Genomic DNA, 16,432 nt, shown 5'->3' with positions numbered 1-16,432 from the left:
ACCAGATCCGAACCGGCCGAGCTGGAGGGGGACCGAGCCATGTCCGTGTCCGTTGAACCGACGTCCGCGCAGACACCCGCGGGAGATAGCGGGCAGACATCCGCGGGAGCGCATGCAGGGGGCGGCGCGAACGCGGAGGGCGAGGCGCTGCGACCGCACGCCGAGCACGCCTTCGCCGCCGAACTCGCCGCGCTCGCGGCGCAGGACGACCGGCCGCGCCCGGTCCGCTGGCGGATGTCGCCGTGGGCGGTGGCCACCTACCTGCTCGGCGGCACCCTGCCGGACGGCACCGTGATCACCCCCAAGTACGTGGGGCCGCGCCGCATCGTCGAAGTCGCCGTCACCACCCTGGCCACCGACCGCGCCCTGCTCCTGCTCGGCGTGCCGGGCACCGCGAAGACCTGGGTGTCGGAGCATCTGGCCGCCGCCGTCAGCGGCGACTCGACCCTGCTCGTCCAGGGCACGGCGGGCACGCCGGAGGAAGCCATCCGGTACGGCTGGAACTACGCGCAGTTGCTCGCGCACGGCCCCAGCCGGGACGCGCTCGTGCCGAGCCCCGTCATGCGGGCCATGGCGGAGGGCATGACGGTCCGCGTCGAGGAACTGACCCGCGTCCCGGCGGACGTACAGGACAGCCTGATCACGATCCTGTCGGAAAAGACGCTGCCGATACCGGAGTTGGGCCAGGAGGTGCAGGCCGTCCGCGGCTTCAACCTGATCGCCACGGCCAACGACCGCGACCGCGGGGTCAACGAACTGTCCAGCGCGCTGCGCCGCCGCTTCAACACGGTGGTGCTGCCGCTGCCGGAGACCGCCGAAGCCGAGGTCGACATCGTGTCGCGCCGGGTCGACCAGATCGGCCGCTCCCTCGACCTGCCCGCCGTTCCGGAGGGCATCGAGGAGATCCGCCGCGTGGTCACCGTCTTCCGCGAGCTGCGCGACGGGATCACGGCCGACGGACGCACGAAACTGAAGTCGCCCAGCGGCACCCTGTCCACGGCCGAGGCGATCTCCGTCGTGACCAACGGCCTCGCGCTCGCTGCCCACTTCGGTGACGGCGTCCTGCGGGCGGGCGATGTGGCGGCCGGCATCCTCGGCGCCGTCGTCCGTGACCCGGCGGCCGACCGTGTCATCTGGCAGGAGTATCTGGAGGCCGTCGTCCGCGAGCGCGAGGGCTGGAAGGACTTCTACCGAGCCTGCCGCGAGGCGAGCGCATGAGCGAAGTGCCGGACGACGCGCTGACCGGGCCGCGGTCCCCGGTGGCCGTCCGGGGTGCGGGGCCGCTGCTGCTCGGCGTGCGCCATCACGGGCCGGGGTCGGCGCGGGCCGTGCGGGCCGCGCTGGAGGCCGCCGCCCCGCGGGTCGTGCTGATCGAGGGACCCCCGGAGGCGGATCCCCTGGTGCACCTGGCCGCCGACGAGGACATGCGGCCCCCGGTCGCCCTTCTCGCCCATGTCGTCGACGAGCCGGGGCAGTCGGCCTTCTGGCCGCTGGCCGAGTTCTCACCGGAGTGGGTGGCGATCCGCTGGGCCCTGGACCACGGAGTGCCGGCCCGCTTCATCGACCTTCCCGCGGCCCACACCCTGGCCTGGGGGAAGGCGGACGCGGACCGGGCCGGCGAGCGACCGGGCGGCACACCGCCCGCGGTACCGGACGGCCCTGTCGAGGCCGACGCCGCCCCGCCCGGCGACCCCGGCCCCCGGACGCCCGCGGACACCGCCCGGCCGGACGGGACCGACGGCCCCGCCGGGGCGGACGGGAGCACGGACCGGGCGGCCCCGGACGGGGTCGGGCCGCGGGACCCGTCCTCCGGAGCCGGGGGATCGGACGACCCGGAGGAGACCGCGGGACCCGGTGAGGGCGTGGCCGAGGCCGTACGGATCGATCCTCTCGCCGTGCTCGCCGAGACAGCGGGGTACGACGACCCGGAGCGCTGGTGGGAGGACGTGGTCGAGCACCGCGCCGCGACCGCCGGTGACCCGTTCGCGCCGTTCGGCGTGCTGGAAGAGGCGATGACCGCGCTGCGCGAGGCATACGGAGTCGGGGGACACGACCGGGATCTGGTGCGCGAGGCGTACATGCGGCTCCAGATCCGCTCCGCACAGCGCGAGTTCGGGGACGACGTGGCCGTGGTGTGCGGGGCCTGGCACGTGCCCGCGCTGCGGCAGAAGGCCACCGTCGGCGCCGACCGGGCCCTGCTGAAGGGCCTGCCGAAGGTGAAGGCCGACCTGACCTGGGTGCCCTGGACGCACCGCAGGCTCTCCCGCGCCAGTGGATACGGAGCGGGCATCGACTCACCCGGTTGGTACGGGCATCTGTTCGGCGCCTCCGACCGCCCGATCGCCCGGTGGATGACGAAGGTCGCCCGGCTGCTGCGCGACGAGGACCGGAGCGTGTCGTCGGCCCACGTCATCGAGGCGGTGCGGCTGGCCGAGACGCTCGCCGCGATGCGCGGGCGCCCGCTGCCGGGGCTGACGGAGACGACGGACGCGGTCCGGGCGGTGATGTGCGAGGGCTCGGACGTGCCGCTGGCACTGGTGCGCGACCGGCTCGTCGTCGGCGACGTACTGGGAGAGGTGCCGGAGTCCGCTCCGGCGGTGCCCCTGCAGCGGGACCTCGCGCGCTCCCAGCGCTCCCTGCGGCTGAAACCCGAGGCGCTGGAGCGGGAGGTGGAGCTCGACCTGCGCAAGGAGACCGACGCCGGCCGCAGCAGACTGCTGCACCGGCTGCGCCTCCTCGGGATCGGCTGGGGCGAGCCCACGACGTCCCGCGGCAGCACCGGCACCTTCCGCGAGACCTGGCGGCTGCGCTGGGAGCCGGAGCTGTCGGTGCGCGTCGCCGAGGCGGGCGTGTGGGGCACGACCGTCCTGGCCGCCGCCACGGCCAAGGCCGAGGCGGATGCCGTGGGCGCACCCTCGCTGGCCGACGTCACCGCACTCGCCGAGCGCTGCCTCCTCGCCGAACTCCCGCACGCGCTGCCCGTGGTGATGCAGGTCCTCGCCGACCGGGCCGCCCTCGACGCGGACGTCGGCCACCTCGCCCAGGCGCTGCCCGCACTCGTCCGCTCCCTGCGCTACGGGGACGTGCGCGGCACGGACACCCACGCCCTCACCGATGTCGCCGCCGGTCTCGCCGAGCGCGTCTTCGTGGGCCTCCCGCCCGCCTGCGCCGCCCTGGACGGCGACGCCGCCGCGGAGATGCGCCGGCATGTGGACGCCGTGCACGGGGCGGTGGCGCTGCTCGGGGAGACGACCGGCGACGCGGCCCCGGCCGACGGCGCACGCGGCGGCATACGAGGGCGCTGGCATTCCGTTCTGCGCACCCTCGCCGTACGCGACACCGTTCCCGGCGTCATCAGGGGCCGGTCGGTCCGACTCCTGCTCGACGAAGGTGAGTTGGCGCAGGAGGAGGCCGCGCGGCTGATGGGCCTGGTGCTGTCGCCGGGCACCGAGCCCGCCGACGCGGCCACCTGGATCGAGGGGTTCGTCGGAGGCGGCTCGGGCGGCGGGATGCTGCTCGTGCACGACGAGCGGCTCCTCGGGCTCGTGGACAGCTGGCTCACCGGGGTGCCCGCGGACGCCTTCACCGACGTGCTGCCGCTGCTGCGCCGGACGTTCTCGGCGTACGAGTCGGGGGTGCGCAGAACGCTCGGCGAACTGGTCCGGCGCGGCCCGGGAGCCCGTACGAACACCGCGGCGGCGGGCTCCGGAATCCCGGGCTTCGCCCCCGACCTCGACACCGACCGCGCGGACGCCGTCCTGCCCGTGCTGAGCCTGCTGCTCGGCCTCGTCGCACCCGGCGGCGCGGACGGCACCGACAGCCCGGGTGCCGGCGCCGGGTCCGGCGGACGCCCGGACCGAGCACGCCACGACAACGACCTTGTGAGGGTGACCCCATGACCGAGTCCGTGCTGAGCGCCGGGGACGAGCGGCTGCGCCGATGGCGGCTCGTGCTCGGTGGCGACGAGGCCGACGGCACGGGATGCGTGCTCTCCGGGAACGACGCCGCGATGGACGGAGCGCTCGGCGCGCTGTACGGGAAAAGGGGCAAAGGGCAGTCGGGGAAGGACCGTTCGGCGGGGCTCGGGGCGTCGGCGCCCTCGGTCGCGCGCTGGCTCGGCGACATCCGCACCTACTTCCCGTCCTCCGTCGTCCAGGTGATGCAGCGGGACGCCATCGACCGGCTCGGGCTCTCCGCCCTCCTCCTGGAGCCCGAGATGCTGGAGGCGGTGGAGGCCGACGTGCACCTCGTGGGCACGCTCCTCTCACTGAACAAGGCGATGCCGGAGACGACCAAGGAGACCGCGCGGGCCGTCGTGCGCAAGGTCGTCGAGGACCTGGAGAAGCGGCTCGCGACCCGTACGCGGGCGACCCTGACCGGTGCCCTCGACCGCAGCGCCCGTATCAGCAGGCCCCGCCACCACGACATCGACTGGAACCGCACGATCGCGGCGAACCTCAAGCACTACCTGCCCGAGTACCGCACGATCGTGCCCGAGCGGCTGATCGGATACGGGCGGGCCTCCCAGTCGGTGAAGAAGGAGGTCATCCTCTGCATCGACCAGTCGGGATCGATGGCGGCGTCCGTCGTGTACGCCTCCGTGTTCGGCGCGGTCCTCGCCTCGATGCGGTCCATCGCCACCCGGCTCGTCGTCTTCGACACGGCGGTCGTCGACCTCACCGACCAGCTCGACGACCCGGTCGACGTCCTCTTCGGCACCCAGCTCGGCGGCGGCACCGACATCAACAGGGCGCTCGCGTACTGCCAGTCGCAGATCACCCGGCCCGCCGACACCGTCGTCGTCCTGATCAGCGACCTCTACGAGGGGGGCATTCGCAACGAGATGCTGAAGCGGGTCGCGGCGATGAAGGCGTCCGGGGTGCAGTTCGTGACGCTGCTCGCACTGTCCGACGAGGGCGCGCCCGCGTACGACAGGGAGCACGCCGCCGCTCTCGCGGTGCTCGACGCGCCGGCGTTCGCCTGCACGCCCGACCTGTTTCCCGAGGTCATGGCGGCGGCGATCGAGAAGCGGCCGCTTCCGATACCGGACGTGCGATGAGAAGAGGCGGCAATCCGGACATGAATACCCATCGGTAACAGGGGACTTGCGCGACCTCGGGCGTCCCGTGGAGGATCGAAGCGGCCAAAGGGTCCCGTTCCGCCGTTCCTTGGCGGGCCGTGCCCCGGCGTGGGCAGTGCCAGGCCTTCGCGTTCGTTCGCGGCCCTTCGTATCCCTTCGCACGGGAGGACCCTCCCCGTCTTGACCCGGTCAGCGCCATCGTCGGGTGCTGTTCCGCGCCCGGCGCGCGGTGCGGCCGGTCGGCGTGCGCTGCAAGGGGTCCTGCTGGCAGGGGGGTTGTCCGCGCTCGGATTCCTCCTCGGAGGACAGGCGCACGCCGCCGACGGGCCGGCACACCCGATCCGGCTGACCCATCCGGCACCGGCCCGGGGCGTCACCGAGACGCGCACCCCGCACGAGTCACCGCCGACCCCGACCGTTTCCGTGCCCCGCACTTCGCCGGGCCGCCTCCAGAAGCCGGGCGACCGGACCGGGCACGACGTGGGCGACCCTGGCCCGTCGGCCGACTCCGCGCCGCTCTCCCTCTCCCTCTCCGGCGTCGACGTCGGCGCCGCACACGCGGTGGGCGCGCCGGCGTCGCCGCCCGCCTCACCCCGTCCACGCGGCCGTACGACGGCCCACTCGGGTCGGGGCACGTCGCCCGGCAGCGCGCACCCGGGCCGCGCCGTCGAGCGACGGCCGGCGACCGAGGGCGTCGAGCGGGCGGTTCCCGAGGTCGTGGGGTCGGTCCGGTCGGTCCGCGGGCCGGTCCGGCCGGTCGGGAAGACCGTCGTCCGGCCGGTGGCCGGAGCTGCCGAGCCGTCGGCCGCCGGGGCGGTCGTACGACCGCTCACCGGAACTGCCGGGCGGTCCCGCAGCGCTCTCACCGACGTACTGAGTGGGGGACTGCCGATCCCCGCCCTCTCGGACACGGACACCCAGCCGACCCTGCCGACCAGGCTGGGACTCCCCGCGCTCTCCGCGCTCCCCACACGTCCTGCGCTCCCTATACTGCCCGCCCTCCCGCGGACGCACCTTCCGGGTCTTCCGGAAGTTCCCGGGGCCGCGCTCCCGGAGGTTCCGGGGACTCCCGTACTCCCGGCGTTCCCCGGCGTCGACCCGCAGGATCCGCCTCGGTCCGTGACTCCGCGCGCGGAGCGCGGGGCCGCCGAGGAGGGGGCTGCCGGCCGGGCCGTCGCCGTGGTGGACGGTTCGTCCCTCTCAGGCCCCACCGTCGTGGCGGCCTGGAGGCCCGCGCTCGGGCCGGGTCGGCCCGGTGCGCGGAGCGGTGACGTGGGGGTTCGCCGTGGCACGGACGGCGCGGGCGTCGGTCCGCTCTTCGGTCGGCAGGCGCCTTCCGGTGGAGCGACCGGGGCGACGGGCAGCCAGTCCGCCCTCGACAACGCGACCCCGCGGCACGCGGAGGTCCCCGCGGTCACCCCGAGCCACCGTGCGCCCCAGTCCCTCGCGCGCGGCGTCTCCACGGCGACCCCCGTGTCCGGGACCGGCGACCGGTACCGGGACATCCCCGTCTTCCCCGGCTAGCTCCGCACCCCGCGGCCGGGGGCGCGCGGGCCGGACACAGCGTGCGCGCACACCCCGCCCGCCCCACGGCGCCCCGTACGTCTCGTGCACTTCGTACGCACGTACCGCGTCCGGAGCATCGGGTCCGTGCGCCGTCCGTCCGGGCGTCGCACTCCTGTCGCAGCGCCGGACCGCAGCGCCGGACCGCAGCGCCGGACCGCACCGCACCGGCCGCGCCGAACCGTGGTTCGGCGCTGTGACACCGCGCCACCGCCGCGCCGGCGGAACGGTCGCGCGGCAGACCATCCGCTTCCGCGGGGCCATGGGCCGGAGGGCCGGAATCCACCGGATCCCTCCGTCCCAAACCCGCGGGAGGGCCGGACGACCCCCATTGGGGTGGGGGTCGTCCGCCCTGGGCCCTTCGGGGCCGTCAGAGGGGCCCCACCAGGCAAACCCCAGCCTGGTGGGGCCCCGTCCGGCCCGATCTGTGACAGGTATCACCGCTCAGGTGTGATCTGCGATTTAGGGACCCGCGTCCAGCGGCGATAACCTGCCGGACGGACATGCCGCGCACTCGGACATCGTGTGCGCCACCCTTGTGACAGCGGACGTCACGTTGCCCTTCGCGGCACGCCCACGCATCCAACGAACCGCGAGATCACTGATAGGGACGGACGCGCGTGGACCTGTTCGAGTACCAGGCGAGGGACCTCTTCGCCAAGCACGGTGTACCGGTGCTGGCCGGTGAAGTCATTGACACGCCTGAGGCAGCCCGCGAGGCGACCGAGCGTCTTGGCGGCAAGTCCGTCGTCAAGGCCCAGGTGAAGGTCGGTGGCCGTGGAAAGGCCGGTGGCGTCAAGCTCGCCGCCACCCCGGACGAGGCCGTCGCCCGCGCGACGGACATCCTCGGCATGGACATCAAGGGCCACACGGTCAACAAGGTGATGATCGCCGAGACCGCGCCCGAGATCGTCGAGGAGTACTACGTCTCGTACCTCCTCGACCGCACGAACCGCACCTTCCTCGCCATGGCGTCCGTTCAGGGCGGCGTGGAGATCGAGGTCGTCGCGGAGGAGAACCCCGAGGCCCTGGCCAAGGTGCCGGTCGACGCCAACGAGGGCGTCTCGATCGAGAAGGCCCGCGAGATCGTCGCCCAGGCGAAGTTCCCGGCCGAGGTCGCGGAGCAGGTCGCCGAGATCCTGGTGACGCTGTGGGACACCTTCATCAAGGAGGACGCCCTCCTTGTCGAGGTGAACCCGCTCGCCAAGGTCGCCTCCGGCAAGGTCATCGCCCTCGACGGCAAGGTGTCCCTCGACGAGAACGCCGAGTTCCGCCAGCCCGACCACGAGGCGCTCGTCGACCACGCGGCGGCCAACCCGCTCGAGGCCGCCGCCAAGGCCAAGAACCTCAACTACGTCAAGCTCGACGGTGAGGTCGGCATCATCGGCAACGGCGCGGGTCTCGTCATGAGCACCCTCGACGTCGTCGCCTACGCCGGCGAGAACCACGGTGGGGTCAAGCCCGCCAACTTCCTCGACATCGGCGGTGGCGCCTCCGCCGCCGTCATGGCGAACGGCCTGGAGATCATCCTCGGCGACCCGGACGTCAAGTCCGTCTTCGTCAACGTCTTCGGTGGCATCACCGCCTGTGACGAGGTCGCCAACGGCATCGTCCAGGCGCTGCAGCTGCTCGCCGACAAGGGCGAGGCAGTCACCAAGCCGCTGGTCGTGCGTCTCGACGGCAACAACGCCGAGCTGGGTCGCAAGATCCTGTCGGACGCCAACCACCCGCTGGTCCAGCGCGTGGACACCATGGACGGCGCGGCCGACAAGGCCGCCGAGCTCGCGGCTGCGAAGTAAGGGACGAGGGACTAAACAGCCATGGCTATCTTCCTCAACAAGGACAGCAAGGTCATCGTCCAGGGCATGACCGGTGCCACGGGTATGAAGCACACCAAGCTCATGCTCGCGGACGGGACGAACATCGTCGGCGGCGTGAACCCGCGCAAGGCGGGCACCTCCGTCGACATCGACGGCACCGAGATCCCCGTCTTCGGCACGGTCGCCGAGGCCATCGAGAAGACCGGCGCCAACGTGTCCGTCCTCTTCGTGCCGCCGGCCTTCGCCAAGGCCGCCGTGGTCGAGGCGATCGACGCTGAGATCCCCCTCGCGGTCGTCATCACCGAGGGCATCGCGGTCCACGACTCCGCCGCCTTCTGGGCGTACGCGAAGGCGAAGGGCAACAAGACCCGCATCATCGGCCCGAACTGCCCCGGTCTCATCACCCCGGGTCAGTCCAACGCCGGCATCATCCCGGGCGACATCACGAAGCCGGGCCGCATCGGTCTGGTCTCGAAGTCCGGCACGCTGACGTACCAGATGATGTACGAGCTCCGTGACATCGGCTTCTCGTCCGCCGTCGGCATCGGTGGCGACCCGGTCATCGGTACGACGCACATCGACGCGCTCGCCGCGTTCGAGGCCGACCCCGACACCGACCTGATCGTCATGATCGGCGAGATCGGTGGCGACGCCGAGGAGCGGGCCGCGGACTTCATCGCGAAGAACGTGACCAAGCCGGTCGTCGGTTACGTCGCGGGCTTCACCGCGCCCGAGGGCAAGACCATGGGCCACGCCGGCGCCATCGTCTCCGGTTCCTCCGGCACGGCCGCCGCCAAGAAGGAGGCCCTCGAGGCCGCCGGTGTCAAGGTCGGCAAGACGCCGACCGAGACGGCCAAGCTCGCGCGCGAGATCCTCGCCGGCTGAGCTGCCGCACGGCACACACGCCGGTGGGCCCGCACCTCTTGGGTGCGGGCCCACCGGCGTTTCCGTGCACAGGAGCAACCGGTCCGGGACATCAGCGGATGTCGGGGACCATGCGCTCGGGACCGCTCGACGTCTGGGACCTCAGCTTGGCGCGCAGGACCAGTTCCTCGGCGGACAGGGGGCCGGGCGCGGAGCGGGGCGGCAGACCGTGGATGGTCTCCGGCGGGGACAGCGGCGCCTCGTAGTGGTCCGGCGCGGTGCGCAGCGTCAGCGCCGTCACGCCGATGAGCAGGACCGTGAAGGCGATGGCCGCGCGCGTCCACTGCCGGGCGCGGTGCTCGCCGTGATGGCGGACGGTACGGGGCTTCGCCGCGCGCAGCCGCTCCGCGCTCCCGAGTTCGGTGAGCCGCCGGTGCAGGTCCTCGGGGAGCGTCAGCTCGGGCAGCCGGGCCGCGACGGCCTCGCGCGCGTGGAGCACCCGGTTGGCGGCCGCGGGCGTGCTCGCCTCCGTCTCGGCCGCGGTCTCCGGAAGCCCGAGCCCGACCCCGTCGTACAGGAGCAGCGTGCGCCGGTAGACCGGCGGCAGGGTGAGCAGGACGTCGAGGAGGGCCCGTTCGGAGCCGCCGGCGGGTGGTGCCTCCGGGTGCCGGTAGCGGGGGCGCAGCCGGTGCCAGGGGGAGAGCGCGTACTCGTACGCCGTCGCCCGCACCCAGCCGGCCGGGTCCCGGTCCACGGCCACCTCGGGCCAGCGGTACCAGGCGAGTTGGAAGGCCCGCTCCACGGACTCGCGGGCCAGCTCGCGCCGCCCGGTCAGCAGATAGGTCTGCCGTACGAGGGCGGGGGCGGCGAACGCGTAGAGGGCGTCGAAGGCCTGAGCGGGTGTCAGTGACGGTTCGCGTACGGCGGAGTCCTGGTCCGCGTCACCCCACTCACCCTCCCCGCCGGGCCGGTCCCTGTCCCTGTCCCTGTCCACGGCGCCGCGGTCCGCGTGCTCGGCGGGCTCCGCGCCGTCGGCCGTCCGGTCCTCGGAGGCGCGGCGGTTCTCGGAGGCGCGGTTCTCCCGGGAGGGCGGTGGTGCTCCCGCTCCCACCAGGGCGGGTACGGAGCCTTCCTGACGGCCACTCACCGCGTCGTCCGAAAGGGTCGTCCCTACGCCCAGCAGCCTCACGTACGCCTCCAGCTTGCGGCCGCGCGGTGTCGTGCGGCCGGTCTCCCACGAGCGCACCGTCGACCGGCTGACTCCGAGCCGGGACGCCAGTTCCGCCTGCGTCAGCGCCCGGGCCTCCCGCAGACGGCGGCGCTCCTTCGGCGCGGGCAGCGGAGTGGCGGAGCCCTGTGTCATGTCGGATCCCACCGGGCGCCCTTTCGTGCGAAAAAGTACATAACTGCATATTGAGCGACACATCGGGGGTTCGCCTGTTGCGACGAGAAAGCGCGTGTCGTTGGGAGCATGACGTGTGTGACCCAAATCACCGACCGCAGGCTCTCGTTGTCGCCCCTGCTCACCCGGATGCGCGACAGATCACCCGGACTGGCCGCCAGCCTCCTGGGTGGCGCCCTCGCCGCGGGGCTCGGACTCGGCTCGTTCGCCGTCCTCGTCATGGTGCTGTGGATCAGCTCGCCCTACCCCGACAGCGGGCCGGACGGAGCGCTCCATGTCGCCGCCGCGCTCTGGCTCCTCGCGCACGGCGTCGAACTGATCCGCACCGACACCCTGTCCGGCGTCGCGATGCCGGTGGGGGTGACACCGCTCCTGCTGCTCGCTCTCCCGGCGTGGCTGCTGCACCGGGCCGCGCGCGAGGCGGCCGACGTGACGTCGGAGGCGTCGCCGCGCACGGCCTGGGCCGGCGTGGTGGCCGGCTATCTGGCCGTCGGCTGGGCCGCCGCGCTCTATGCCTCGGGCGGCGCGTTGCGTCCCTCCTGGCTGTGGGCCGTGGTCTGCCTGCCGCTTCTCGCCGCGAGCGCCGCGGGAGCGGGCATCTGGACCGCGTACGGCCGCCCGTGGGGACCGCTGCCGCTGTGGCTGAAGCGCGCGGTGGAGGCCACGCCCTTCACCCGGGCGGGTCCCCTCTCCGGTGTACGGCGTCTCGTCGCCCGGGACGACGACCGGCTGCTCGGCGGAGCGGCACGGGCCGCCGCGGCCGCGGCAACCGTCCTCGTCGGGGGCGGCGCGCTGCTGGTCGCGGTGTCCCTGGTGTGGCACGGGGGAGCGGCCCGCGGCTCGTTCCTCCAGCTCACCGGCGTGTGGTCCGGACGGTTCGCCGTCCTGCTGCTCTGCCTGGCGCTCGTCCCGAACGCGGCCGTGTGGGGCGCGTCGTACGGGCTCGGTCCCGGCGTCGTCCTGACCGCGGGGCATGTGGCCGGTCCCCTCACGGCTGCGGCCTCCGGGACGCGCGGCCCGACCGATCTGCTCCCCGCGTTCCCGCTGCTCGCGGCGGTGCCGGGGACGGGTTCGGGAGAGCCGCTGAACTGGCTGAGCGGTGTGGTGCCGGTGGCCGCCGGGGTGACGCTGGCGTGGTTCGTGGTGAAGGCGGGAACCGCGCCGCCGGTGACCGGCGGTCGGGCCGAGACCTGGTCGCGCGGCCGGACGGTGTCGGTCGTGGCCCTCGCGGCCTGCTTGTGCGGTGTCGTGCTCGGCCTGCTCGCCGGGCTCGCCGGAGGACCGCTCGGCGTGGCCGCCCTGGCGCACTTCGGACCGGTGTGGTGGCAGGTGGGACCGGCGGCCGCGGTCTGGACGGCGACCGTCGGGATTCCCGTCGCGGTGGGCGTCCACGCGTGGAAGCGCCGGGGCGCCCCGGCGCCCGTGCGCGCGACCGCTCCCCGCAGCACGGTGTCCCGCCCCGCCGGACCCCGCTTCGGCTGGGTACCCCGGGTGCGGATGCCCGCGTGGACGCCGTGGCGCGCGAAGGACGCGTCCGCTCCGTCACCGGCGGCCGTGCCGACGCCCGTCCCCTCACCGTCCCCGCCCGCCCGGGCCGAGTCGGCGCAGCGGGTCGAACCGGCGGTGCTGGAGTCCGTCCTCGAGGACCTGGAGCCGTACGACGTCCTGCCCGGCGAGGCGGCTCCGGCGGCCTGGCACGAGGACGCCTCACGGGAGGAGCGCTGGGCGGCGCTGCGCAAGGCGGCCGGGGCCGACGCCCCGGAGACCGATGCCGACTCCGATGCCGAGGTCGATGCCGACGGCGGCCGGGAGATCCGAGACGCCCGGGGCGACGCGTCCGGCGCGCCCCGGTCCGCGCCGGACGATCCGGGCCGGCCCGCCGAGGACGGACCGCGCCTGTCCGACGGGGACGACCCGCGGCCGTCCGGCGGGGACGACCCGGACCGCTCCGACCCGGACGGCCTCAGCCGCACCGGGAGCGAGAACACCGGCGGCGCGGACCGCTCCGGCTGAGACGCCTCCGAGCCCGGCCGGCCGGGGACCGGTCAGGAGATCCGGCGGGCGAACGAAAGGGCCGGCTCCCCCTCTTCACGAGGGGGAGCCGGCCCTTTGTCCCTGGTGCTCCGACGCTCCAGCGCTCCGGGACAACCCGGTGCGCGGTGCTAGTCGCTGGTGCCGAGCACGCCGCGCAGTTCCTTCGGGAGCAGGTCGTTGCAGGACTTCTTCGCCGCGCTCGTCAGGGCGTCGTTCGTGCAGGAGTAGTAGTCGCTGTAGACGAGCTGGGCCGTGAACGTCGCGCCGACCATCAGGATGGCCAGCGAGGCGGTGACCAGACCGCTCACCGCCGCGGTCGTCTGCGGACGGGCGTTCGAAGTGGGCTGCTGGGGGCGGGCGTTCTGATCGGCTGCCGGAGCGTCCGGGGCCGGGACGCGCGCCTTGCCGCGAAGGGCGCTGACGCCCCAGTACAGGGCGAGCGCGCCGAGCAGCAGCGCCACGTACGGCCAGCTGAAGAGGGCGAAGAAGAACGCCCACATGCCGGAGAGCAGCGCATAGCGGGCACGGCGCTGGGAGGGGTCCGTCGGGTCCCAGCGCATGTTCGAGCCGGGGCCGCTCTGGCCCTCCGGGGTGTTCTGGCCCTGCGGCGCCCCCGGCCGGTCACCGAAGCCGCCGCCGCTGGAGGGGCCGGGCTGCCGGTCGCTCCAGTGACTCCACGGGGAGTGCTCGGACCCGTCCTGGTCCCCGCCCTCGCCGTTCTGCCCGGAGCCCTGGCCGTGCCGGCGCGGCTGCCAGGGACGGTCGGGCGTGCCCTCGGGCGGCGGCGCGAACGGGTTGTCGTCCGCGTCCGGGGAACTCGACGGCTTCGCCGGCTTGGAGAGATCGGCCGGGCCCGACGGGGGAGTGTCCGGGGTGTCGGGGCCCTGCTCGCCCGGGGTGCCGCCGTCGCTTCCCCCTGCCGAGCCGCTGCCGCTCCCGCCCGCGGAGCCGGGGCCGCCGCCTGTGGAGCCGTCCCCTCCCGACCTGGGCGGGGTGGACGAAGGGCGCCGCTCGCGCAGCAGGAGCGGAGGGAGTCGGAGACTGCGGTCCGGCATCAGGTGAGCGTCTTCCCCTTGGTGGTTCTGGCGGGCGGCGTGTGCGCACGGCAGCGGGCTCCGGGCCCCCGGGCGCGCGCCCCGGGCGTTTCCGGTGCGGGTGCAACTGGTGGTACCGGGGCCGGCTGCCCCGTGCGTGGTGGTGCTCGTCCCAGGTCAACGTCCCGTGTGCGCAGGGCGTTCCCCGCGCCGGACGGTCTTCCCGGGTGGATCCTCCCCAGACGCTACCTTCCGGCCCCGCCCCCGTCCCGTGGGGGCCGCCCGGTGTGCCGGTATCGTTGCTGACGGTCGGCCGCTTCGTAGACTTCCCCGTATCCCGGGGCGCGAAGCATTCGTACGACCGTACAAACGCTCCCCCGAGAAAGGGCCCCGTCGTGGCCAAGGCCAAGCGCCTCGTCGTGCTGGTCTCCGGATCAGGCACCAATCTGCAGGCACTGCTCGACGCCGTCGCGGAGGCGGGCCCCGCGGCCTACGGTGCCGAGATCGTGGCCGTCGGCGCCGACCGGGACGGCATCGAGGGGCTCGCCCGCGCCGAGCGCGCCGGACTCCCGACCTTCGTCCGCAAGGTCAAGGACCACGGCAGTCGGGACGACTGGGACCGCGCGCTCGCCGAGGCGACCGCCGCGTACGAGCCCGACCTCGTCGTCTCCGCCGGGTTCATGAAGATCGTGGGGAAGGAGTTCCTCGCCCGTTTCGGTGGACGCTTCGTCAACACCCACCCGGCGCTGCTCCCCAGTTTTCCCGGCGCCCACGGCGTCCGCGACGCGCTCGCGTACGGAGCCCGGGTCACCGGCTGCACCGTCCACTTCGTCGACGACGGCGTCGACACCGGACCGATCATCGCCCAGGGCGTGGTCGAGATCCGCAACGAGGACGACGAGAGCGCTCTGCACGAGCGCATCAAGGAAGTCGAGCGAAGGCTGCTCGTCGATGTCGTGGGGCGGCTCGCCCGCAACGGCTATCGCATTGAGGGACGAAAGGTAGTTATCCAGTGACCGCCGACAGCACAGTCACGGCCGAGAGCACCGAGGGCACCAAGCGGGTCGTCCGGCGCGCGCTCGTCAGCGTGTACGACAAGACGGGGCTCGAGGAGCTGGCCCGCGGGCTGCACGCCGCCGGCGTCGAGCTCGTCTCCACCGGTTCCACCGCCGCGAAGATCGCCGCGGCCGGTGTGCCCGTCACCAAGGTGGAGGAGCTGACCGGCTTCCCCGAGTGCCTCGACGGCCGCGTCAAGACGCTGCACCCGAAGGTGCACGCCGGGATCCTCGCCGACCTGCGCCTCGACAGCCACCGGCAGCAGCTCGCCGAGCTGGGCGTCGAGCCGTTCGACCTGGTCGTCGTCAACCTCTACCCGTTCCGGGAGACGGTCGCGTCCGGCGCGACCCCCGACGAGTGCGTCGAGCAGATCGACATCGGCGGCCCCTCGATGGTCCGCGCCGCCGCCAAGAACCACCCCTCGGTCGCCGTCGTCACCAGCCCCGACCGCTACGGCGACGTCCTCGCCGCGGCGCAGCACGGCGGCTTCGACCTGCGCACCCGCAAGCGGCTCGCCGCCGAGGCCTTCCAGCACACGGCCGCGTACGACGTCGCCGTCGCCTCCTGGTTCGCCTCCGACTACGCGCCGGTCGACGAGTCTCGGTTCCCCGACTTCCTCGGTGCGACCTGGGAGCGCGCGCACACCCTGCGCTACGGCGAGAACCCGCACCAGCCCGCCGCGCTGTACACCTCCGGCACCGGCGGCCTCGCCGAGGCGGAGCAGCTGCACGGCAAGGAGATGTCGTACAACAACTACACGGACACGGATGCCGCCCGCCGTGCCGCGTACGACCACGACGAGCCCTGCGTCGCGATCATCAAGCACGCCAACCCGTGCGGCATCGCGGTCGCGTCGAACGTCGCCGAGGCGCACCGCAAGGCGCACGCCTGCGACCCGCTGTCCGCGTTCGGCGGTGTGATCGCGGTCAACCGGCCGGTCACCAAGGAGATGGCCGAGCAGGTCGCGGAGATCTTCACCGAGGTCATCGTCGCGCCCGAGTACGAGGACGGCGCCCTCGAAGCCCTCACCAAGAAGAAGAACATCCGCGTGCTGCGCGCCCACAGCGCCCCGTCCGCCCCGGTCGAGATCAAGCCCGTCGACGGCGGCGCGCTGCTCCAGGTCACCGACCGGCTCCAGGCCGACGGCGACAACCCGGCGAGCTGGACCCTCGCGACCGGTGACGCGCTGAGCCAGGGCGAGCTGGACGAGCTGGCCTTCGCCTGGCGCGCCTGCCGCGCCGTGAAGTCCAACGCGATCCTGCTCGCCAAGGACGGTGCCTCGGTCGGCGTCGGCATGGGCCAGGTCAACCGCGTCGACTCCGCGAAGCTCGCGGTCGAGCGGGCCGGCGCCGAGCGCGCCCGCGGTGCCTACGCCGCCTCGGACGCGTTCTTCCCGTTCCCCGACGGCTTCGAGATCCTCGCCGAGGCGGGCGTCAAGGCCGTGGTCCAGCCCGGCGGTTCGGTCCGTGACGAGCTGGTCGTGGAGGCCGCGAAGAAGGCCGGCGTGACGATGTACTTCACCGGGACGCGCCACTTCTTCCACTGAGCGTGTGCCGACGACCGAGGCCCCCGGCCCTCC

At 73.7% G+C, this 16,432-nt stretch carries 11 protein-coding genes; 9 read left to right on the top strand and 2 right to left on the bottom strand.

The window, feature by feature from the left end:
• Positions 1-39 precede the first annotated feature (39 nt).
• The 6 genes from OG406_RS16630 (at position 40) to sucD (ending at position 9,348) form a co-directional block, all read left to right on the top strand.
• Complete coding sequence (locus tag OG406_RS16630) at positions 40-1,218, top strand: ATP-binding protein (protein WP_267048335.1); 1,179 nt, start codon at positions 40-42, stop codon at positions 1,216-1,218.
• The gene (locus OG406_RS16625) at positions 1,215-3,899 is read left to right on the top strand and encodes a DUF5682 family protein (protein WP_329186421.1); all 2,685 of its coding nucleotides are present in this window, start codon (positions 1,215-1,217) and stop codon (positions 3,897-3,899) included. Before OG406_RS16630 ends, OG406_RS16625 begins: the two co-directional genes overlap by 4 nt.
• Positions 3,896-5,059 carry a vWA domain-containing protein gene (locus tag OG406_RS16620; protein WP_329186419.1) on the top strand — a complete coding sequence of 388 codons (1,164 nt, stop codon included), beginning with the start codon at positions 3,896-3,898 and terminating at the stop codon, positions 5,057-5,059. The genes OG406_RS16625 and OG406_RS16620 overlap by 4 nt, the downstream gene beginning before the upstream one ends.
• Before the next feature lie 1,293 nt (positions 5,060-6,352).
• A complete protein-coding gene (locus OG406_RS16615; RefSeq protein WP_329186416.1) occupies positions 6,353-6,604 on the top strand; it encodes a hypothetical protein in 252 nt (83 codons plus the stop codon).
• A 659-nt stretch (positions 6,605-7,263) separates the two neighbouring features.
• Positions 7,264-8,442 (top strand): ADP-forming succinate--CoA ligase subunit beta, encoded by a 1,179-nt coding sequence (gene sucC / locus OG406_RS16610; protein ID WP_164370409.1) that lies wholly within the window; start codon positions 7,264-7,266, stop codon positions 8,440-8,442.
• 21 nt (positions 8,443-8,463) lie between these two features.
• Complete coding sequence (sucD, locus tag OG406_RS16605) at positions 8,464-9,348, top strand: succinate--CoA ligase subunit alpha (RefSeq protein WP_164370410.1); 885 nt, start codon at positions 8,464-8,466, stop codon at positions 9,346-9,348.
• A gap of 91 nt (positions 9,349-9,439) precedes the next feature.
• Here sucD and OG406_RS16600 read toward each other — a convergent pair whose 3' ends face one another.
• Positions 9,440-10,690 (bottom strand): helix-turn-helix domain-containing protein, encoded by a 1,251-nt coding sequence (locus OG406_RS16600; RefSeq protein WP_329186412.1) that lies wholly within the window; start codon positions 10,688-10,690, stop codon positions 9,440-9,442.
• A gap of 108 nt (positions 10,691-10,798) precedes the next feature.
• Between OG406_RS16600 and OG406_RS16595 the strand changes: the two genes are divergently transcribed.
• Positions 10,799-12,742, top strand: coding sequence for a cell division protein PerM (locus tag OG406_RS16595; RefSeq protein ID WP_329186410.1), 1,944 nt, complete (start codon positions 10,799-10,801; stop codon positions 12,740-12,742).
• 149 nt (positions 12,743-12,891) lie between these two features.
• Here OG406_RS16595 and OG406_RS16590 read toward each other — a convergent pair whose 3' ends face one another.
• Positions 12,892-13,818, bottom strand: a complete 927-nt coding sequence (locus OG406_RS16590) for a hypothetical protein (protein WP_329186408.1) — start codon at positions 13,816-13,818, stop codon at positions 12,892-12,894.
• Between the two features lie 374 nt (positions 13,819-14,192).
• Between OG406_RS16590 and purN the strand changes: the two genes are divergently transcribed.
• Positions 14,193-14,813 carry a phosphoribosylglycinamide formyltransferase gene (gene purN / locus OG406_RS16585; RefSeq protein ID WP_081218971.1) on the top strand — a complete coding sequence of 207 codons (621 nt, stop codon included), beginning with the start codon at positions 14,193-14,195 and terminating at the stop codon, positions 14,811-14,813.
• Positions 14,810-16,399, top strand: a complete 1,590-nt coding sequence (purH, locus tag OG406_RS16580; RefSeq protein WP_081218972.1) for a bifunctional phosphoribosylaminoimidazolecarboxamide formyltransferase/IMP cyclohydrolase — start codon at positions 14,810-14,812, stop codon at positions 16,397-16,399. The genes purN and purH overlap by 4 nt, the downstream gene beginning before the upstream one ends.
• Positions 16,400-16,432 lie beyond the last annotated feature (33 nt).

The organism is Streptomyces sp. NBC_01428 (assembly GCF_036231965.1).
Lineage (GTDB): Bacteria > Actinomycetota > Actinomycetes > Streptomycetales > Streptomycetaceae > Streptomyces.
The sequence above is the reverse complement of the archived record's forward strand: the minus strand, read 5'-3'. Positions and strand labels throughout refer to the sequence as shown.